The following is a 20,054-nucleotide window of genomic DNA, read 5'->3' on the forward strand; positions in this document are numbered from 1 at the left end:
GATGCCGGTCCTCAAGACCCCGACCGCTTCCGCCTGGCTGCGCGTCTTCGCCCCCCGGCCCGCGGCCCGCACGCGGCTGTTCTGCTTCCCGCACGCGGGCGGCGGAGCCAGCGCCTTCCGCGAGCTGGCCGAGGCCGCGCCGCCGGAGCTGGAGGTCGTCGCCGTGCAGTACCCGGGGCGCCAGGACCGGTTCGACGAACCACCGGTCACCGACATGGCCGTCATGCTCCGCGAACTCGCCCGCGCCATCGAACCCTGGCTCGACCTGCCGGCCGCCTTCTTCGGCCACAGCATGGGCGCCACCCTCGCCTTCGAGACCGCCCGGCTGCTGCGCCCCCGCCACCCGTCCGCCGTGGTCCGGCTGTTCGCCTCCGCCCGCAAGGCCCCCCACATCGACACCCGGGACCGGCTCCCGCTCCCCGACGACGAGGCCGTACTGGCCTACGTACGCCGCCTGGGCGGCACGGGCGCCGGACTGCTGGAGATCCCCGAACTGCGCGAACTGACCCTGCCCACCCTGCGCGGGGACTTCCGGCTCCTCACCGGCCACCGCTACGCCCCCGGAGCCCCCCTCACCTGCCCGCTCACCGTCGTCACCGGGACCGACGACGCCTCCTGCACCCCGCAGGACGCCGCCGCCTGGGCCCGCCACACCGTCGCCGGACACGAGGTCCACACCTTCCCCGGCGGCCACTTCTACCTCGAAGGGCGGGCCGGCGAACTCATGGACTTCCTCACCGGCCGGCTCGGCCTCGACCCCGCTGGAGACCGTCATGCCTGAGATGTTCCCGCCCTCGCGGCTGCCCCTGTCGGCCGCCCAGACCGGACTGTGGTTCGCCCACCAGCTCGACAGCACCGGCCGCGGCTACAACGTGGGCGAGTACTTCGCCATCGACGGCCCCGTGGACCACGCCCTGATGGAGCAGGCCTGGCACACCCTGCTGCTGGAGGCCGACGTCCTGCGGGTGCGCACCATCTCCGAGGACGACGACGGCCTGTGGCAGTACCTCGACGACACCCTGCCGCCGCTGCCCGCCCCCGACTTCAGCGCCGAGCCCGACCCGATGGCCGCCGCCGAGGCCTGGATGCGGGCCGACCTCAACCGGCCCGTCGACCTCGCCGCCGGAGGCCTCAGCACCTTCGCCCTCGTCAAGGTCGCCGACCGGCGGTTCCTCTACTTCCACCGCTTCCACCACCTCGTCATCGACGGCGTCGCCGGCGCCATGGTCGGACGCCGCATCGCCGAGCTGTACACCGCCCTCACCGAGGGCCGCGCCGCCGAACCCTGCGACTTCCTCCCGCTGACCGACGTCCTCGCCGAGGACGCCGCCTACCGGGCCTCCGACCAGGCCGCCGCCGACCGCACCCACTGGGCCGAACGCCTCGCCTCGCTGCCCGCCCCCGTCACCCTGCCCGGCACCCCCCAGGGCGCACCCACCGCACAGGAACTCGCCGCCGGAGCGCCCTCCTTCATCCGCCGCACCCGCATCGTCGGGCAGGACCGCGCCGACCAGCTCTCCGACGCCGCGCGCGCCGCCCGCACCCGCCGGCCGATCCTCCTGATCGCCGCCATGGCCGCCTACCTGTCCCGGATGACCGGCCGGAGCGACGTGGTCATCGGCCTGCCCGTCACCGGCCGCGTCGGGAAGGCCGTACGCCGCACCCCCTGCTTCGCCTCCACCGTCATGCCCCTGCACATCGACGTCCGGCCCGGCGAGAGCCTCGCCGAGCTCACCCCCCGCGTCTCCGAACAGGTCCGCACCCTGGTCCGCCACCAGGGCTGCCGCTACGAGGACCTGCGCCGCGAACTCGGCCTGACCGGAACCGACATGGGCCTCATCGGCCCCGTCGTCAACATCATGGCCTTCGACTACCAGATCTCCTTCGGCGGCCATGCGGCCACCGCCCACAACCTCTCCCTCGGCCCCGTCGAAGGCCTCGCCCTCGCCGTGTACGACCGCGCCGACGGCAACGGCCTGCGCTTCGACTTCGACGCCGACCCCGCCCAGTACTCCCGCTCCGAGGTCGCCTCCTACCAGGACCGGTTCGTCGCCTTCCTCGACGCCGTGGTCGCCGCACCCGAGCGCCCCCTCGACACCGTCCCCCTCCTCGGCAGCGCCGAACTCCTCACGATCACCGAGACCTGGAACGACACCGCCTCCCCCGTCGAACCGGCCACCATCGCCGCCCTCTTCGAGGCCCGCGTCCACCGCACGCCCGACCTGATCGCCGTCGCGGACGACACCGGCGAGCTGACCTACGCCGAGCTGGGCGCGCGGGCCAACCGGCTCGCCCACCACCTCATCGCCGCCGGCGCCGGCCCCGAGACCACCGTCGCCCTGGCCCTGCCCCGCTCGGCCGTCTGGCTGACCGCCCTGCTCGCCGTCTCCAAGGCCGGCGGCGCCTACCTCTCCATCGACGCGAACTACCCCGCCGAGCGCATCGCGTACATGCTCGAGGACGCCCGCCCCGTCTGCGCCGTGACCACCACGGAAACCGCCGACGTCATCGCCGGCGGCTGCCCCCGCCTGGTCCTCGACGACCCCGCCACCGCGGCCGCCGTAGCCGCCCGCTCCGCCGCCGACCCGGCCGACACCGACCGCCGCGCCCCGCTCTCCCCGCAGAACACCGCCTACGTCATCTACACCTCGGGCTCCACCGGCCGCCCCAAGGGCGTCGCCGTCCCCCACACCGGCATCGCCTCCCTGCTCACCGCCCAGCGCGAGGGCATGCGCCTCGACACCGACAGCCGCGTCCTGCAGTTCTCCTCGCCCAGCTTCGACGCCGCCACCTTCGAAGTCGTCTCCGCGGTCCTCGCCGGCGGCCGCCTCGTCCTGGCCCCCGCCGACCAGCTGCTCCCCGGCGAAGGACTCGTGGAACTCGTCGCCCGGCACGGCATCACCCACCTCACCCTGCCGCCGGCCGCCCTGTCCGTACTGCCCACCGACTCCCTGCCCACCGTGCGCACCCTGCTCGTCGCCGGCGAAGCCTGCCCACCCTCGCTCGTCGCCCGCTGGGCCCCCCGCCTGCGCATGGTCAACGGCTACGGGCCCACCGAGACCACCGTCTGCACCACCATGAGCGCGCCGCTGTCCGGCGCCGTCGTCCCGCCCATCGGCCGCCCCATCACCAACATGCGCGTCTACGTCCTGGACGAGGGACTGCGCCCCGTACCGCCCGGCGTCCCCGGCGAGCTGTACGCCGCCGGCCCCGGACTCGCCCGCGGCTACGCCGGCCGCCCCGGCCTCACGGCCGACCGCTTCCAGCCGTGCCCCTTCGGACCGCCCGGCGACCGCATGTACCGCACCGGCGACCTCGTGCGCTGGCACCCCGACGGCCACCTCGACTACATCGGCCGCAGCGACCACCAGGTCAAGATCCGCGGCTACCGGATCGAACCCGGCGAGATCGAGAGCGTCCTCGCCCGCCACCCGGCCGTGGCCCAGGCCGTCGTCGTCGCCCGCGAGGACCGCCCCGGCAGCCGCCGCCTCGTCGCCTACGCCGCCCCCGCACCCGGCGCCGGCCCCCTCGACCCCGCCGCACTGCGCGCCCACGTCGCCGACGTCCTGCCGTCCTTCATGGTCCCCGCCGCCGTCGTCGTCCTCGACGCCCTGCCCCTGACCCCCAACGGCAAGGTCGACCGCGACGCCCTGCCCGTACCCGACCTGACCGACACCGGACACGGCCGCACCCCCGTCACCGAACGGGAGGAGATCCTCGCCCGCCTCTTCCAGGAGGTCCTCGGCGTGGAACGGGCCGGCGCCGACGCCTCCTTCTTCGAGCTCGGCGGCGACAGCATCATGGCCATCCAGCTCGTCGCCCGAGCCCGCGAACACGGACTGCGCCTGACCCCCTCCGACATCTTCAAACTGCGCACCGTCGAAGCCCTGGCCGTCGCCGCCCGCACCGACGACGCCCTGGCCACCCCGTCCGAACCGGCGACCGCCGCACTGGGCCCCGTACCGCTCCCGCCCGTCGCCCGCGACGTACTGGGCCGCGGCGGCTCCGTCGACGGATTCCACCAGGCGATGCTCCTCGCCCTGCCCGCCGACACCGACGACGAACTGCTCGCCGAGGCCCTGCACATCCTCCTCGACCACCACGACGCCCTGCGCGCCCGGCTGGAGCGCGAGCACCAGCGCCTGATCGTCCCGCGCAAGGGCCTGCGCTACCCCGGCCTGCTCACCCGCACCGACACCGCCGGCCTCACCGGCGCCGCCCTCGACGCCGCCGTACACAGCGCCGCCGAGACCGCCCGCGCCACCCTGGACCCGGCGGCCGGACGGATGGTCGCCGCCGTACGCTTCGACGCCGGCCCCGGCCGGCCCGGCCGGCCCGGCCGGCTGCTGCTCGCCATCCACCACCTCGTCGTCGACGGCGTCTCCTGGCGGATCCTGCCGCCCGACCTCAAAGCCGCCTACGAGGCCCTCGCCGACGGCCGCACCCCGACCCTGCCGCCCGTGCCCACCTCCTACCGCACCTGGGCCAACCACCAGCTGCGCACCGCCGAAGCCGGCGCCCGGCGCGCCGAACTCCCCCTCTGGGAGGCCATGACCGACATCCCCCAGCCGGGCATCGGCGCCCGCCCCGTCGACCCGGCCACCGACACCGCCGCCACCGCCCGCCACATCAGGACCGCGCTCCCCACCGAGGTGACCACCGCCCTGCTGGGCCCCGTCACCGCCGCCTTCCACGGCCGGATGGACGACATCCTGCTCACCGGCCTCGCCCTGGCCGTCGCCGAATGGCGCGGACGCCGAGCCACCGCCGCCCCCGGCACCCCGCTCCTCGTCGACCTCGAACGCCACGGCCGCGCCGAGGAGGGCGCCCTCGACCTCTCCCGCACCGTCGGCTGGTTCACCGCCGTCCACCCCGTCCGCCTGGAGACCGGCAGCCCCCACTGGGCCGAGATCACCTCCGGCGGCCCCGCCGCGGGCCGAGCCGTCAAGGCCGTCAAGGAACAGCTGCGCGCCGTCCCCGGCGACGGCCTGGGCCACGGGCCGCTGCGCCACCTCGATCCACAGACCCGCGACCGGCTGGCGGCCCTGCCCGCACCCCGCGTCCTGTTCAACTACCTGGGACGCCTCGGCAGCGCCACCGACGACGCCGCGCCCTGGCAGCCGCTGCCCGGCGACGCCCTGCCCGACGGAGCCGACCCCGGCCTGCCCGCCGCCCACGCCCTGGAGGTCAACGTCCTGGCCCGCGAGGGCGCCTCGGGCCCCGAGCTGTACGCCGACTGGGGCGCCCCCGCCGGAGTCCTCACCGAGGAGGCCCTGACCGAACTCGCCGCCCTGTGGAGCGAGGCCCTGTGCGGCATCGCCCTGCACGCCTCCCGCCCCGGCGCCGGCGGCCGCACCCCCGGCGACTTCCCGCTCGCGGCCCTCACCCAGCAGGACGTGGAAACGCTCGAACAGGCCGTCCCCGACCTGACCGACGTCCTGCCCCTCACCCCGCTCCAGGAAGGCTTCCTCTTCCACGCCCTCGAAGCCGACGGCGCCGACGACACCTACAACACCCAGGTCGCCTTCGACTTCGAGGGACCCCTCGACGCCGCCGCACTGCGCACCGCCGGCCAAGCCCTCCTGGACCGCCACCCCAACCTGCGGGCCGGCTTCCACCACGAAGGCGTCGGCGAACCCGTCCAGGCCGTCAGCGCCACGGCCGCCTTGCCGTGGGCCGAACACGACCTGAGCGATGTGCCCGCCCCCGCACGCGAGGAGGCCGCCGCCCGGCTCGCCGCACAAGAACGCCTCCGCGGATTCGACCTGACCCGCCCGCCCCTGCTGCGCCTCACCCTGGTCCGGCTGGCCCCCGACCACCACCGGCTGCTCCTGAGCACCCACCACATCGTCTGGGACGGCTGGTCCCTGCCCGTCGCCGCCCGGGAACTGTTCACCCTGTGGGCCGGCCGCGGCGACACCCTGCCCCCGGTCGCCCCCTACCGCGACTACCTCGGCTGGCTCGTCACCCAGGACCAGGCCGCAGCCGAAGAGGCCTGGAGCGCCTACCTCGACGGGATCGAGGAACCCACCCTCATCGCACCCGAAGCCGCCGACCGGCCCGCCGTGGCCCAGCAGCAGGTCACCCACCTGGTCCCCGACGCGCTCCTGGCCCGGCTCGCCGAGCGCGCCCGCGCCCACGGCATCACCCTCAACACCCAGTACCAGACGGCCTGGGGCCTGGTCCTCGCCCAGGCCACCGGATCCCAGGACGTCGTCTTCGGCGCCACCGTCTCGGGCCGCCCGCCCGAGGTGCCCGGCATCGAACGCATGATCGGCATGCTCTGCAACACCCTCCCCGTACGCGTGCGCACCGACGGCCGCGAACCCCTCCACGCGCTCCTGACCCGGCTCCAGGCCGAACAGGTCCGCCTGATGGCCCACCACCACCTCGGACTCTCCCGCGTCCAGCGCCTCACCACCGGCCGGGAGCTCTTCGACACCACCACCATGCTCGTCAACTACCCCCTCGACACCGAGGCCCTGGCCTCCGCCGTCACCGGCCCCCGGCTGGCCGCACTCGCGGTCCAGGACGCCACGCACTACCCCCTGCGGCTCATCGCCGTCCCCGTCGACGGCGGACTCGAACTGCGCCTGGGCCACCGCCCCGACGTGTACGGCGCCGACGAGGCGCGGGTGTTCCTGGAGCGCATGACACGCGCCCTGGAAGCCATGGCAGACGCCCCGGAACAGTCCGTGGGCTCCATCGAACTGCTCTCGCAGGCCGAGCGGGACCAAGTCCTCATCCAGTGGGGTGGCTACTAAAATGCGCACCGACCGGCTCACCGCTCTCGTCTCCCTCGCCCTGCTGGCCGCCGCGGCCACCGGCTGCCAGGAGACCACCGGCGCGAGTTCCTCCGCGCCCTACCCGTGCGGGCGCACCATCGCCTCCGCCGACACCTTCGCGAGCTCCGCGGACGACATCGAGAAGGACCCCGAAAGCGTCGCCCGCAGCGCGGGCGCCCTCGCCGGCGAACTGCGCGCCGCCGGAGAGAAGACCACCGACGCCGAGGTGCGCACCGCACTCGGCGAGTTCGCGGGCGTCTACGAGGAGTTCGCGGACCGCATCCGCACCTCCGACCCCAGCAAGGGCAAGGTCGGCGAACTGGAGAAGACCTTCACCAAGCTCGAAGCCGCCGGGGACCGCCTCGACCGCGCCTGCTCCGCCTGACCCCCGCCCTTCCGGAAGGACACCGACACCCCATGCGCGCACCCGTAGTCCTCATCACCGAACCCCTCGCCGCCTCCGCCACCCGGGCCCTGGGCCCCGGCACCGAGATCCGCCACGTCGACGGCACCGACCGCACGGCCCTGCTGGCCGCCCTCGCCGACGCCGACGCCGTACTCATCCGCAGCGCCACCCGGATGGACGCCGAAGCCATCGCCGCCGCCCCGCGCCTCAAAGCCATCGGCCGGGCCGGCGTCGGCGTCGACAACGTCGACCTCCCCGCCGCCACCGCCGCCGGGGTGAGCGTCGTCAACGCCCCCGACGCCAACAGCGTCAGCGCGGCCGAGCTCACCGTCGCCCTCCTGCTCGCCGTGGCCCGCCACGTGCCGCGCGCCGACGCCTCGCTGCGCGCCGGCTCCTGGCAGCGCTCCGCCTTCGGCGGCGTCGAACTGTCCGGCAAGGTCCTCGGCGTCATCGGCCTCGGCCGCATCGGCACCCTCGTCGCCCGCCGGCTCGCCGCCTTCGACATGCGGGTACTGGCCCACGACCCCTACGCCGACCCGCAGGTGGCCGCCGCGGAGGGCATCCGCCTCGTCCCCCTGGAGGAACTCCTCGACAGCGCGGACTTCATCACCGTCCACCTGCCGCGCACCCCCCAGACCACCGGCCTGCTCGGCTTCGAAGCGTTCCGCCGGATGAAGCCGGGCGTGCGGATCGTCAACGCCGCCCGCGGCGGCATCATCGACGAGAACGAGCTGTACGCCGCCCTCAAGGAAGGCCGCGTCGCCGGCGCCGGCCTCGACGTCTTCACCGTCGAACCCTGCACCGACCACGAGCTGTTCACCCTGGACAACGTCGTGGTCACCCCCCACCTGGGAGCCTCCACCGGCGAGGCCCAGGACCGGGCCGGATCCGACGCCGCCGACTCCGTCCGCCGCGTCCTCGCCGGAGAAGCGGTCCCCACCGTCAACCGGCCGGCCGCACCGTCCCTGCCCGTGATCATGGCCGCGTAACGCGACAGGCCGTGCGGCCCGGATCACCCGGGCCGCACGGCCTGCTCGATCGGCCCGCGGCTCTCACGCCGCGCCGGGCGCCACCCGCCCGCGCAGCAGCACGGCCGCCGACAGCACCGCCGCCGGCACCGCGACCGCGGCGCAGGACGCCGCCACCGCCGCCATCGCACCCCACGGCAGCGACAACGGCGCCGCCGATCCGACCAGCACCGACAGCGCCGACCACGTGCCCAGCACGTTCAGCGCCGTCACCAGGACGCCCAGCAGCGCCCCCGCCACCACGACCACCGCCGCCTCGACGGCCACCAGGCGCAGGACCTGGCCGCCGGTGGCACCGCTCAGCCGCAGCACCGCCAGATCGCGGCTCCGGTCAGAGGTCGCCGAGACCATCGTCCCCGCCAGCGCGATCAGCGAGTACAGCAGCGCCAGCCCCAGCACCACGAAGATCGCCAGCCGGCTCTCCCGCTTGGTCTCCGGCTGCGAAGCCGCGATCCACTCCTCCGCGGTGACCACCCGCGCGCCCTGCGCGCCCACGGCCGCGGCCAGCGACGCCGCCACCGCGGCCCGGTCCGCGCCCGGCTCCAGCCGGACCTCGACCCGGTCGGGCCTGGCCCCCGCCCCGTTGGCGGCCGTGACGTAGGCCCCGTTGCCGCCGGTGCCCCGGCGCATCACCGCGGCTACCGTGAGCGAGACCTTCGTACCGTCCGCCCGCCACACCTCGACCGGCTGGCCCACGGCCGTCACCGGCCACTCGTCGTTCACGACGATCGACGTGTCGTCCAGGTCCTTCACCGAGCCCTCGACCAGCGGCAGCCGGGACAGCTCCGCGAAGGCCGCGGGGTCGACCACCCGCGCCGGCTCCGGCGTCCGCACCAGGCCCTCGTACAGGAACTCGACGGTGGTGGCCGCCGAGACCGCCGACCGCGTGCCCGGCACGGCCGCCGCGGCCACGGCCGCGTCCGACAGCCCCGCGTCCGAGGTCACCACGAAGTCGGCCGCCGTCCGGCTGCGGACCTCGTCCGCCCGGCCCGCACCGACCGTGTCCGTCGACCCCAGCAGCGACCCGGCGAGCGCCACGCTCACCAGCACCGGAGCCGCGAGCGCCGAGGTCCGCCGGACACCCGCCGCCGCGCTCTCGCGCACCAGCATGCCCACCGCCCCCCGCATCCGCGCCGCCGGCCATGCCACCAGCCGCACCAGCGGCCCCGCCGCCAGCGGGGTCAGCAGCGCGAACGCGCCGATGAGCACCATCGGCTGCGTCGTGTACGTCTTGCGCTTGAGCAGGTCCGCCGGATCCGACACCAGTTTCGACACCAGCAGCCCCACGCCGAGCGCCAGCAGCAGACCGCCGAACAGCCAGCGCCCCACGGTCATCACCCGCTTGTCGACCGCGGCCTCCCGCAGCACCTCGACCGCACTGGTCTTCGCTGCCCGCCCGGACGCGACGAAGGCCCCGGTCAGCGCGACCACCAGACCCGTACCGAAGGCCACCGCGTACGGCCAGACCCGCGCCTCCACGGTCAGCCAGTCCGGCGCCAGCCCCTCGCGGGCCATCCACTCCACCAGGGCCGGCCCACCGGCGCTGCCGATCAGGCAGCCCAGCACCGCGGCCGGCACGGCCACCAGCGCCGCCTCGGCGACCACCGCGACCCGCAGCTGGCGCCCGGTGGCGCCGGCGGAGCGCAGCAGACCGAACTCGCGCTGCCGCTGCGCCACCGCGAAGGCGAACGCGGACGACACCACGAACACCGAGGTGAAGGTGGTCACCGCCGCCGCGGTGCCGAGCATCGCGTTGACCGTGAACACCGCCTCCGCGTCACGGTCCTTCAGCTCCTGCGGCGCGTCCAGGGTCGCCGCGAGGGCGAGCCCCATCGACGCCGTCAGGCCCACACCCAGCGCGACCGCGAGGAAGACGCCGGCGAAGTGCGTCCACCGGGACCGGACCGTCGCCAGCACCACGCTCAGCACGGAACCTCCTCCAGCGTGGTCATCCGCTCGGCCACCTCGTGGGCGGTCGGCCGCAGCAGTTCCCCGCTCAGCTGACCGTCCGCGAGGAAGACCACCCGGTCCGCGTAGGAGGCGGCCACCGGGTCGTGCGTCACCATCACGACCGTCTGGCCGCCCTGGTCCACCAGCGAGCGCAGCAGCCGCAGCACCTCACGGCCCGTCGTGGAGTCCAGGGCGCCCGTCGGCTCGTCGCCGAACAGCACGTCCGGCCGGGTGATCAGCGCGCGGGCGAGGGCCACCCGCTGCTGCTGGCCGCCCGACATCTCGGAGGGGCGGTGGCCCGCACGGTCGGCGAGACCCACCCGGCCCAGTGCCTCGCGCACCGCCTCCTTGCCCGGCTTGCGGCCGGCCAGCCGCAGCGGCAGCACCACGTTCTGCTCCGCCGTCAGCATCGGCAGCAGGTTGAACTGCTGGAAGACGAAACCGATCCGGTCGCGGCGGAGCAGGGTCAGCGCCCTCTCCGACAGCCCGGTCAGCTCCGTGCCGCCCACCACGACGGAACCGGAGTCGGGCCGGTCGAGCCCCGCCGCGCACTGCAGGAGCGTCGACTTCCCCGATCCCGAAGGGCCCATGATCGCGGTGAACGAACCGGCGGGCAGGGTCAGACTGACCCCGCCGAGCGCTGTGACCGCGTGGTCGCCGCCGCCGTAGGTCTTCGTCACCGACGTCAGCACGACTGCGTCGTTGCTCATATTCCTCTGTCTCTCGTGGATGGTGAGGGGTTACGGATCAGCTCGCTGCGGGCAGTGCCGCATCGGCCATCCGTACGGGCAGGGATCGGGCGTAGAGCAGTACGAGCCGGTGAAAGCGGTACTGGAGCACGCCGCCGGCCGGGTCGGCCGGTTCGATCAGGGAGGCGTCCGCCAGTTGTTCCAGCAGATCCTCGGCGGTCGCGTGGGAAAGCCCGAGCAGGGTGGTGGCGGCCGACACCGTGAACGACCTCTCGCCCAGCGGAGCCAGACGGCGCAGCATGTCCAGGGGGACCGAGGTCCGGCGGGCCCACTGCCGCAGCGAGCGGCCCATGTCCAGGTCGCCGAAGCGCAGTTCGCGCAGCCGGTTGCCCGGGTCCTCCAGCCGGCCGGCCAGCAGCCCCACCGACCAGCGGGGCCGCGAGGCCAGCCGGGCTCCGGCGATCCGCAGGGCCAGCGGCAGGCCGTCGCAGTGCTCCACGATCCGCCGGGCGGCGGCCAGGTCGGCCGCCACGCGCTCCGTACCGGCCGCCGCCGCGAGTACGGCGAGGCTGTCGTCCTCACCCATCGGCTCCACGACGACGGTGTGCGGACCGGTCGCCAGGGCCAGATGGGTGTGCCCGGTCACCAGCGCCGCCGCGGCCGTCCCCGCGGGCAGCAGGGCGGCGAGCTGGCCGCCGTCCGTCACGTTGTCCAGCACGACGAGCAGCCGCAGCCCGTCGGTGCGGGCGCGGTACAGGCGCACCAGTTCGTCGAGATCGTGACTCGCGGCGGCCGCCGCCTCGTGCCCGAGGGCGCGCAGCAGCTGCACCAGGACGGCCCGGGTGTCCTTGGAGCCGCCCTCACCGTCCGCGAGGTCCGCGTACAGCTGTCCGTCGGGGAAGTCGTCCGCGCAGCCGTGCGCCGCGCGCAGCGCCAGCGCCGTCTTGCCGACCCCGGCCATCCCGGTGATCAGCCCCCGGCGGGGCCGTCCGGCGGGCGCCAGCAGCCGCCGGGCCGCGGCGAGCTCCCGCTCGCGGCCGACGAAGGGGCCCGGCTCCGCCGGCAGCATCGCGGGGGCGGGCCGCGACGCGAAGACGAGCACTCCGGCGCCGGAGGGAACCGGGGTGACGGCGAGCGAACCGTCCAGCACCGACTGGTAGGCGTCGGTGAGTTCGGCGCCCGGCTCCACCCCGAGCTCCTCGGCCAGCGCCCCGCGGCCCTCGTGGAAGGAGCGCAGCGCGTCCGCCTGGCGTCCGGACCGGTACAGGGCGGTCATCAGCTGCGCCCGCATCCGCTCGCGCAGCGGGAACTCCCCGACCAGCCGGGTGAGTTCCGCCGTGACCTGCTGGTGGCGCCCGAGCGCGAGGTCGGCCTCCATCCGGTTCTCCAGGGCCGCGGCCCGTCCCTCTTCCCACTGGGGTCCGTCGTTCTCGACGAGGAACTCCGTGGTGTGCCCCAGCGCGGGCCCGTGCCACAGGTCCAGCGCCTGGCCCAGCAGCGTCCCCGCCTCGTCGTACCGGCCCTGCTGGAGCGCCGTGCGCCCCTGGCGCTCCAGCCGCTCGAAGTCGACGATGTCGATCCGGCTGCCCTCGGCGTCGATGGCGTACCCGGGGGCCCGCCGGACGATCGTGACCTCGGGCTCCAGCAGCTTGCGCAGCCGCGAGACGTACGTGTAGATCTGCGCGCTCATCGTCACCGGCGGGCACATGCCCCACAACAGCCAGCTCAGCCGGGAGTCGGGCACCACCCTCCCCCGGGCGAGCAGCAGCGCCGCCAGCAGCGTACGCATCTTGGCCCCCGAGAGGCCCACGGGCCGGCCGTCGCGTCTGGCTTCAACGGGGCCGAGCAAGCAGAATTCCATGGTTCCCCCGTTGGAAGTCGTGTGGTGTGCCCCCCACTCTGCCCACCACCTCTGTCCCCCCGCTTTCGATTCGATTTCGCCGGCGGACGCACGAGGGCCTCCGGCCGCCCTCCGAAGATCCTCCACCGTGCCGTCCCGCTCCGCAGGAGGAACTCCGTAGCGCCCCGTCCCGCTGCCGGGGAACGCCGCAGGACATCGCGCCGAAGTCGTGGCCCGGGCCGCGCTGACGGCCGGGCGCACTGCGTGCGTCCCGGTGGAGACCGGCCGGACCGGCCGGACCGGCCGTCCAGCACTCCGGGGCCGTGGTGGCACCGGCGCCTGCACCCCGTGGGGGTCGTCCTCAGCCGCGGGTCCAGCGGAAGTCGACTTCCGGGTAGCGCGGGGAGGGGCTGTTCAGCAGGGGGGACGGCCGGCCCTTCAGGAACCGGTCCAGGCACAGCCGGGTATAGGTCCGGATCAGCTCGGTCGAGCGGGCCGGGTCCAGGGTCCCGAGCAGTTCGGCGTACAGGTCGGCCGGCCAGGACTCCGCCAGGCCGCCGGGAACGGCGAAGTGCGGCAGATCGGTGTAGGTGAGGTGCCCGGTGTCGCGCACCCGCAGCTGGCGGCCCCAGCCGCGCTGGTGCTCGCGCCAGCGCCGCCAGGTGTCGTGGTCCTCCAGCGCGGTGAGCAGCAGGTACGGGCGATCCAGCCCGAGGTCGGCCACCGGCGAGCCGAACAGGGCGCCGTCGAGGTTGACCCCGACGGTGAAGCGCTCGTCCACCCGGAGGAGTTCGGCCGCCGCGGCGCCGCCCATGGAATGGCCGACGACGCCGATCCCGCGCGGATCCGCGCAGGGCGTCCGCCGCCGACGGGTCAGGGTCGTGGCGACGAACCGGAGGTCACCGACGCGCGCTTCTATTTCCAGGCGCTCCTGGCGGTCCCAGTCGTCCGACTCCTCGGGCAGCACGCTGTGGACGGCCCGGCCGTCGGGGAATTCCACCACCGCGGCGTCGTAGGTGTGGTCGATGCCCGCGACCAGGTACCCGTACGAGGCGAGCTCCTCGGCCAGGGCGGTGCAGTTGCTGCGGCCGCCCTTGCGCCCGTGCCCGAGCAGCACCAGCGGCAGCGCTCCCGGCACGGCCGGCGCGCCGGTCCGGGCGTGCGGCCGTACGGCCCCCAGGGTGCCCGCCTTGAGCGGCAGACCCGCCTCCAGGGCGGCGGCGACCCGGCTCGTGGTGTACGGGGCCCTGCGGCAGCCGGCAGTGGTCAGCGCGGGGTACCAGAGCTGCACCATCAGCTCGCGCGGCCTGCGGTCCGGCGCGAGGGGGTCGTCACGGTCGTGGTCGACCAGGTGCAGGTCGATGGTGCCCACCGGCCGCCGGGACGTGGGAGCGGGCAACTCGATGACCTGCCCGGCGGCCCGCGCGGGCACGGAGGGCAGGGCGACGGCCCCCGCGCTCACTCCGGCGAGAACCAGGAGGGACCGGCGCGAGACCATCAACCACCCCAAGGCGACTGCGTTCAGAAGGACTTGACGAATGCCCACCCTAGAAGGTCTGGACCATTCTGCCTAGCTCCGCGTGCACCGGAGCCGGCCGCTGTCTCAGCGGCCGGGCGCCGCGCCGTGCAGCAGCAGGACGTTGCCGAGCAACCGCGGACCCGTGGCGTCCGAGGGGCGGTTGACGACGCCCGACCCCGCGGTGACCATCGCGCTCGATCCGCCGCCGTCGAGGTTCAGCGCCTCCCGGGCGCCCAAGGACTTCATCAGCTTTGCGGAAGCGGCCACGCTCAAGCCCTCGCTCCACCCGGCCCGGCGCCCGTCCACGACGACCAGCAGCAGTCGCCCCTGGCCGTCGACGCCGATCATGGAGCGCGGGTTGCCGCGGACCACCCAGTTGTAGGTGAAGGTCTGGTCGCCCTCCTCACGGATGATGCCGTCGGCGAGGGCGTTCACCGCGATCCGCCCGTCCCGGACCAGCGTCGGGCCGACCTGGAGGATCGTGGTGTCCGGGGTGAGCGGGACGTCGTATCCGGCGCCGTCCAGGACGCGCTGGGTGATGCCCAGCCGGGCTCCGGGGCGCGCGTGCGCCACCAGCCACTCGGCGCTCTCCCCGATCGCCTGGAGCGTGGAGCCGCCCGCGGGCGCCTTGGCCCCGCGCGTGCGGTGCACCGCCGTCACCCGGTCGTCGCGGTCCAGGACCACCTCGGCGCCCGCTCCGGTCGGCGGGGTGCTCCACTCGGGGGTGAAGCGGACGAGCTCGCTCGCGTCGGTGCACTTGAAATCGTGCTTCGGGTGCTGGGTGGGCTGGTCTCCGCCGACGCCCCCGCAGTTCCAGATCTCGCCGGGGATCCGGTTGACACCGTCGATCTCCCTCGTGGAGCCGCCCGCCCTGACCGTGATCCGGGTGGAGTACGTGTCGACGTCCAACTGCCGCCCGCCGTCCGTGATCCTGAATCCCCCGCGGCCCTGGGTCGCCGCACCCAGCAGCCGGCCGTCCTTGACGTACAGGCCGAGCGACGCGCCGCCCGCCGCGAACCACTGGGCGTTGACGCCCGCGAGCGCCCCGGTGGCGGCCGCCAGGTCGGGCAGCTTCTCGTGGACGTCGATGCTCGGCCCGAAGTCACTGGCCAGACGGCCGGTGAACCGCTTGAAGTCCACCCGCAGGACGAACACCCGCTGCAGGGCGTCGGCGTCCGTGCCGTCCTGCGCCGTGTACCGGGTGTCCCCGGCGAATCCGGCCGCCCGGACCTGGGCGAGCGCGGCCGTCGCCGCGCGCTGGTCGGCGTACCGGCCGATCCGCACGGTCCACCCCAGGGTGCCGCCCGGGCGGTCGGCGAAGGCGGGGATGAGGACCCGTTCCACCCGGGGTTCGAAGCCCTTGGCCCGCAGGGCCGCGGCCACCTGGTCGGCACGCTCCTTGGGGCCGAGGGCCGCGGTGGCCTGACCGTAGGAGCCGTCGGCGGTCAAGGGCTGGTTCACGTGGACGGTCCAGACGTCGTCGGCGTCCGTCAGACCGCGGACGATCGAGGTCTGGGTGACCCCGGGTGCGATCACGGTGGACTGCGCCGACTCGGGGAACGGGAGCGTACTGGGTTCGGGAGCAGCGGCCTCCACCGGACTCGGGGCCGCGGTCGGCCGCCCCGCTGCTCCGGTGGCCGGCGCCGCACCGAGGGCGGCGAGCGCGCAGACGGCGAGGACGGCAACGGACGACACGGCGAGGTGCGGTGGCTGACGCATGCGGCTCTCCCTGAAGGTGAGGTGGTGCGTCCGTCCAGTGCAGGAGCGACACGTGGCGGGTGGCGCAACACAGCTTGCTGCGCGCATGAATTCCCCGGGAACGAGCCAGGGGCCACCTCAGATTCCTCTGCAATGGCCCCTGACCTGCACGAATCGGTATGCGGTGATCAAGGCGGCCGCATACTCTTGATCTTTCTGATTGCGGGGGTTGGCATGGGTGGCTCGACGATGAGGCCTGACGCTGAGCAGTACCCGGAGGTGGCGGCCGCGGGAGGAGACCTGACGGCGGCGCTGCAAGCTGCCGCCGTGAAGACGGGCACGCGGTTGGTCGGGCTGCGCGACCCGTACTCCCCCACGGGACTGTCACGCCACTTCGCGGCCGACTTTGCGGCGGAGTGCGGGGCTGTCCAGGTGGAACTCCGCCCCGAACGCCGCGGGATCGAGGTGCTGCTGAGGTTGCCGCTCGCGGGTGTCGCCGGTGTGTGTGCGGTGCGATCCCTGGAGGCCGCCATCGAGGTGGTCCAGGACTGGCAGGCGGGGACGCCTCTGGCGGACATGGCCGCCCGGTGGGAACTCCTGAGGGTGAGTCCGGAGGCCCTGGCACATGACCAGGGAAAGGGCGTCGCCCATGAGTGGGGGTACCTCCGCGGCCTGCCCGATCGGCTTGTCGACCACGACCTGGTGGAGGCGGCGTTCCGTTCTCCGGAACTGAGCGCCTTGTTTCCCATGGTCGGTCACGGATCCCTGCAGTTCCGCCGGCTCACGGTCTCCGACCCCGGAAGCGACGTCCCGAGCATCTTTCCTCTGGGAGAAGGCCGCTGGCAGGTCATCTCCCTGTGGGACCGGGACATTCCCGTACGTACGGCCGACACCGCCGACGAGGCAGTGAGGCTGGTGGTGGAAGGGCTCCCGCAAGGGTGCGGTTCCGCGGTCGAAGTCATCCACGACGCCAGGCGGGCGATGGCGAGCAAGGCCCGCGACGGTGACGGAACTCAGCAGGACAGCCCGGTCCCCACGAGGAGTCCGCACGGCTGAGAATCCCCGTCGACAACCGTCTGCTCTTGGACGACACGGTTGCCCTGGTCACCGCGGCACCGATCAGGCGGGCTTGGTGCCCTGGGCCTCGACGGCCACGTCCTGCCAGTCGGCCCAGACCTTGAGCCGGTCGGCGTAGGCCTGCGGGATCATCTCGTTGCCCTGGGTGCCGAAGAAGACGCGCAGCGGCGGGTTGTCGGAGTCGACGACCTTCAGCAGCGCGGCAGCGGCGGCGGTGGGGTCACCGAAGTCGAGGGTCTGCATGAACGCGCCCAGCGCGTCCCGTACCCCGTCGTACACGGCGATGGGGTCCGCGGAGACGGCCGAGGCGCCGCCCCAGTCGGTGGCGTACGCGCCGGGCTCGACGAGGGTGACCTTGATGCCGAGCCCGGCGACCTCCTGGGCCAGGGCTTCGCTCAGGCCTTCGAGCGCCCACTTCGAAGCGTGGTAGCCGCCGACGAGCGGCCAGGCGACGACGCCGCCGGTGGAGGAGATCTGCACGATGTGGCCGCTGCCCTGCGCGCGCAGGTACGGCAGGGCGGCCTGGGTCACCCACAGGGCGCCGAACAGGTTGGTCTCCATCTGGTCGCGCAGGGCCGACTCGGTCAACTCCTCGACGGCGCCGAACAGGCCGAAGCCGGCGTTGTTCACGATGACGTCGAGGCGGCCGAAGTGCTCCTGTGCCTGCTTGACGGCGGCGAACACCGCGCCCTTGTCCGTCACGTCCAGCTTGAGCGCGAGGACGGAGTCGCCGTAGGCGGCCACCAGGTCCTTGAGCGTCTCGGTGTCGCGGGCCGTCGCGGCGACCTTGTCACCGCGCGACAGAGCCGCCTCGACGTACCGCCGGCCGAAGCCGCGGGAGGAACCGGTGACGAACCAGATCTTGCTCATGATGTGTGCTCCGTACGCGAAGGACTCGCAAGTGACGTGTCGGCCGGGCCGGCCGACAGCGGGGTGGTCGAAGGCGCCTCGGGGCGCCTCTTCGCTTTTGACTCTAGGAACCCAATCGCAGAGGATCCATGGCGTAAACGATCAAAAACTTGCCGAATCGTCTCGACTCAGCGTCAAGAACGTGCTGCCGCAGATACGCTGCCCGGTATGGATGTACTCGCTGACGTACTGGCCACCACCGGATTCAACGGGGTCCTGCTCGCCCAGCTCCGCTCCCGCGGCTCCGGCTGGGGCTGTGCGCTGGAGCAGCAGAACACCGCCGGCTTCCACCTGGTGGCCGAGGGCACCTGCTGGCTGCGCGTCGAGGGCCGGCCGCCGCTGCAGCTCGTGTCCGGCGATGTCGTCCTGCTGCCCCGCGGCGAACCGCACACCCTGGCCGGCACCCCCGAAACGGACGCGGTGCCGTACGCCGAACTCGAAGCCGCCCACCCCCCGGGCCGCGAGGGCGTCGTCGACCTCGGAGGTCTCGGGCCCGCCCTGCGCATCGTCTGCGGCAAGTTCACCTACGACGGCGACGCCGCGCAGCACCCGGTCCTGTCCGCCTTGCCGGCCGTGATCCACGTTCCCGGCATGAGCGCCGACCCGGAACTGCAGGGCATCATCCGGCTGCTGGTCGCCGAGACCACCCGCACCCGGCCCGGAGCGCGGGTCGTGGCAGCCCGGCTGACCGACGTCCTCTTCGTCCAGGTGATCCGCGCCTGGCTCGACCTCACCGACGCCGGGGCGGGACAGCGGTCCTGGCTCACCGCGTTGCGCGACCCGCGGATCGGCGCCGCGCTCTCGCTGGTCCACGACGCTCCGCAGCACCCGTGGACGGTGGAGGGCCTGGCCCGCGACGTCGCCATGTCCCGCCCCGCGTTCGCACGGCAGTTCAAGGAACTGGTCGGCGACACTCCGCTGGCGTACGTGTCCCGGCTGCGCATCGGCCTGGCTGCCCGACTGCTGCGCGAGACGGACGACCTGGTCGGCGACATCGGGGCAGCCGTCGGCTACACCTCCGAGTTCACCTTCTCCCGCGCCTTCTCCCGGGAACTGGGCATCGCCCCCGGCCGCTACCGCCGAGCCGCCCAGACCCGGCCCGAGGCCGCCTGAGCGGGGCGTCGCATTGAAGGAGACCTCGAGAGCGGTGTGCTGGCATGATCGTGCGATGCCTTCTGCCGTCGAGTTCTTCGTCGCTCCGGATGACGGAGTGGCTTCCGAGATGGGGCCTCAGCATCGGGACCACGGTTTCCCGGCGTTCATGTGTGCGGGCCTCTACCCCGATGATGCGATGGGGGACTGGGAGGTCCTCCTGGGCGGGGGCGTGGCCACGAAGCCGCGGGTCGTCGTAGCGATGGCGAACGACGGTTTTGAAGCGTTCGCGTTCCCGGAGCGCCTGCGCTTGGCCCTGGCAAGGGCAAGCGCGGAGCGGCTGGTTGAGGTCGCCAGGGCGTGGGTCGGGCTCGCGACGATGAAGGACGAGGGGATTTCGGCCGAGGAAGCGATCGAGATCCTCACCGAGGTAGCCGACCTCGCCCGCACCGCCGAAGCCTCGCGTCAGCCTCTGTACTGCTGGGCGATCTAGGCCGCCCGTCCAAACACGCGAGGCAGAACCATGGGCCGGCGGAGGCCATGACGCGCGTACTCGACGGGGCGGTGCGATGACCCCAGGGGTAATCGCACCGCCCCACCCCACTCGGCTACGTTCCGGTCATCGCTCACACCCCCGGAACGAAGGAGCCCCGTGGTGTCCGCATACGGCTTCGCACATCTCCGCAGCCGCCGGAATCACTCCGACATCATCGAGTACCTGGAGCGCATCCAGGCAACCCTCGACCCCTTCACGGGACGCTTCGTCATCCACGGTCCGCCGGCCGAAGTCGTGGAGGGTACGTGGCCCGGCAGCATGGTGCTGATCGAGTTCCCCAGCCTGGCCGAAGCCCGTGCCTGGTACGACTCTCCCGCCTACCAGGCCATCCTGAGTCTGCGCACCGACCACATAGAGGGCGACGTGCTGCTCATCCAGGGCGTAGGACCCGACTACGATCCGGCCGAGCGGGCTCGCACGTTGCGAACAGAAGCCGGTCCTCCGTTGGCCGGCCGCTCAGCGGCGAGAACACAGGAGCGCTCGCCATGAGACCACGGCTGCGCCT

General features: G+C 73.7%; 13 protein-coding genes and 1 pseudogene. 8 read left to right on the plus strand and 6 right to left on the minus strand.

Features of this window, described 5'->3' with window-relative positions:
- Position 1: 1 nt before the first annotated feature.
- From OHA37_RS40505 to OHA37_RS40520, 4 genes and pseudogenes are all read left to right on the plus strand, one after another.
- Complete coding sequence (locus OHA37_RS40505; protein WP_266914549.1) at positions 2-781, plus strand: thioesterase II family protein; 780 nt, start codon at positions 2-4, stop codon at positions 779-781.
- Complete coding sequence (locus tag OHA37_RS40510) at positions 774-6,764, plus strand: non-ribosomal peptide synthetase (RefSeq protein WP_266914551.1); 5,991 nt, start codon at positions 774-776, stop codon at positions 6,762-6,764. Before OHA37_RS40505 ends, OHA37_RS40510 begins: the two co-directional genes overlap by 8 nt.
- A 1-nt stretch (position 6,765) precedes the next feature.
- Complete coding sequence (locus OHA37_RS40515) at positions 6,766-7,170, plus strand: hypothetical protein (protein ID WP_266914553.1); 405 nt, start codon at positions 6,766-6,768, stop codon at positions 7,168-7,170.
- Positions 7,171-7,202: 32 nt separating this feature from the next.
- Positions 7,203-8,129: pseudogene (locus OHA37_RS40520) on the plus strand (hydroxyacid dehydrogenase); the annotation flags it as partial.
- Positions 8,130-8,243: 114 nt separating this feature from the next.
- Here the strand turns inward: OHA37_RS40520 and OHA37_RS40525 are convergent.
- The 5 genes from OHA37_RS40525 to OHA37_RS40545 all read right to left on the minus strand — a co-directional run bounded on the left by OHA37_RS40525 (position 8,244) and on the right by OHA37_RS40545 (position 15,936).
- On the minus strand, positions 8,244-10,148 hold the full coding sequence (locus tag OHA37_RS40525; RefSeq protein WP_266914555.1) for an ABC transporter permease: 1,905 nt from the start codon (positions 10,146-10,148) through the stop codon (positions 8,244-8,246).
- Positions 10,142-10,879 (minus strand): ABC transporter ATP-binding protein, encoded by a 738-nt coding sequence (locus OHA37_RS40530; protein ID WP_266914557.1) that lies wholly within the window; start codon positions 10,877-10,879, stop codon positions 10,142-10,144. The genes OHA37_RS40525 and OHA37_RS40530 overlap by 7 nt, the downstream gene beginning before the upstream one ends.
- Positions 10,880-10,916: 37 nt before the next feature.
- The gene (locus tag OHA37_RS40535) at positions 10,917-12,647 is read right to left on the minus strand and encodes an AfsR/SARP family transcriptional regulator (protein WP_266914559.1); all 1,731 of its coding nucleotides are present in this window, start codon (positions 12,645-12,647) and stop codon (positions 10,917-10,919) included.
- Positions 12,648-13,059: 412 nt separating this feature from the next.
- Complete coding sequence (locus tag OHA37_RS40540; RefSeq protein WP_266914561.1) at positions 13,060-14,196, minus strand: alpha/beta hydrolase; 1,137 nt, start codon at positions 14,194-14,196, stop codon at positions 13,060-13,062.
- Positions 14,197-14,301: 105 nt separating this feature from the next.
- Entirely contained in the window at positions 14,302-15,936 is a 1,635-nt protein-coding gene (locus OHA37_RS40545) for a phosphodiester glycosidase family protein (protein WP_266914563.1), read from the minus strand.
- A 132-nt stretch (positions 15,937-16,068) separates the two neighbouring features.
- On the opposite strand from OHA37_RS40545, the gene OHA37_RS40550 reads away from it, so the two are divergent.
- A complete protein-coding gene (locus OHA37_RS40550; RefSeq protein ID WP_266914565.1) occupies positions 16,069-16,971 on the plus strand; it encodes a DUF6193 family natural product biosynthesis protein in 903 nt (300 codons plus the stop codon).
- Between the two features lie 63 nt (positions 16,972-17,034).
- Here the strand turns inward: OHA37_RS40550 and OHA37_RS40555 are convergent, their stop codons facing one another.
- A complete protein-coding gene (locus OHA37_RS40555) occupies positions 17,035-17,862 on the minus strand; it encodes an SDR family NAD(P)-dependent oxidoreductase (RefSeq protein ID WP_266914567.1) in 828 nt (275 codons plus the stop codon).
- A 207-nt stretch (positions 17,863-18,069) separates the two neighbouring features.
- On the opposite strand from OHA37_RS40555, the gene OHA37_RS40560 reads away from it, so the two are divergent.
- From OHA37_RS40560 to OHA37_RS40570, 3 genes are all read left to right on the plus strand, one after another.
- A complete protein-coding gene (locus OHA37_RS40560; protein WP_266914569.1) occupies positions 18,070-19,014 on the plus strand; it encodes an AraC family transcriptional regulator in 945 nt (314 codons plus the stop codon).
- 55 nt (positions 19,015-19,069) lie between these two features.
- A complete protein-coding gene (locus OHA37_RS40565; protein ID WP_266914571.1) occupies positions 19,070-19,486 on the plus strand; it encodes a hypothetical protein in 417 nt (138 codons plus the stop codon).
- 162 nt (positions 19,487-19,648) lie between these two features.
- Complete coding sequence (locus OHA37_RS40570; RefSeq protein ID WP_266914573.1) at positions 19,649-20,038, plus strand: DUF1330 domain-containing protein; 390 nt, start codon at positions 19,649-19,651, stop codon at positions 20,036-20,038.
- Positions 20,039-20,054 lie beyond the last annotated feature (16 nt).

The organism is Streptomyces sp. NBC_00335 (assembly GCF_036127095.1).
Classification (GTDB): Bacteria; Actinomycetota; Actinomycetes; order Streptomycetales; family Streptomycetaceae; genus Streptomyces.

Coding starts and splice junctions, on each gene's coding strand:
- OHA37_RS40505 (WP_266914549.1), top strand. CDS start 2: ATGCCGGTCCTCAAGACCCCGACCGCTTCCGCCTGGCTGCGCGTCTTC.
- OHA37_RS40510 (WP_266914551.1), top strand. CDS start 774: ATGCCTGAGATGTTCCCGCCCTCGCGGCTGCCCCTGTCGGCCGCCCAG.
- OHA37_RS40515 (WP_266914553.1), top strand. CDS start 6,766: ATGCGCACCGACCGGCTCACCGCTCTCGTCTCCCTCGCCCTGCTGGCC.
- OHA37_RS40530 (WP_266914557.1), bottom strand. CDS start 10,879: ATGAGCAACGACGCAGTCGTGCTGACGTCGGTGACGAAGACCTACGGC.
- OHA37_RS40535 (WP_266914559.1), bottom strand. CDS start 12,647: ATGCGTACGCTGCTGGCGGCGCTGCTGCTCGCCCGGGGGAGGGTGGTG.
- OHA37_RS40540 (WP_266914561.1), bottom strand. CDS start 14,196: ATGGTCTCGCGCCGGTCCCTCCTGGTTCTCGCCGGAGTGAGCGCGGGG.
- OHA37_RS40545 (WP_266914563.1), bottom strand. CDS start 15,936: ATGCGTCAGCCACCGCACCTCGCCGTGTCGTCCGTTGCCGTCCTCGCC.
- OHA37_RS40550 (WP_266914565.1), top strand. CDS start 16,069: ATGGCCCCTGACCTGCACGAATCGGTATGCGGTGATCAAGGCGGCCGC.
- OHA37_RS40555 (WP_266914567.1), bottom strand. CDS start 17,862: ATGAGCAAGATCTGGTTCGTCACCGGTTCCTCCCGCGGCTTCGGCCGG.
- OHA37_RS40560 (WP_266914569.1), top strand. CDS start 18,070: ATGGATGTACTCGCTGACGTACTGGCCACCACCGGATTCAACGGGGTC.
- OHA37_RS40565 (WP_266914571.1), top strand. CDS start 19,070: ATGCCTTCTGCCGTCGAGTTCTTCGTCGCTCCGGATGACGGAGTGGCT.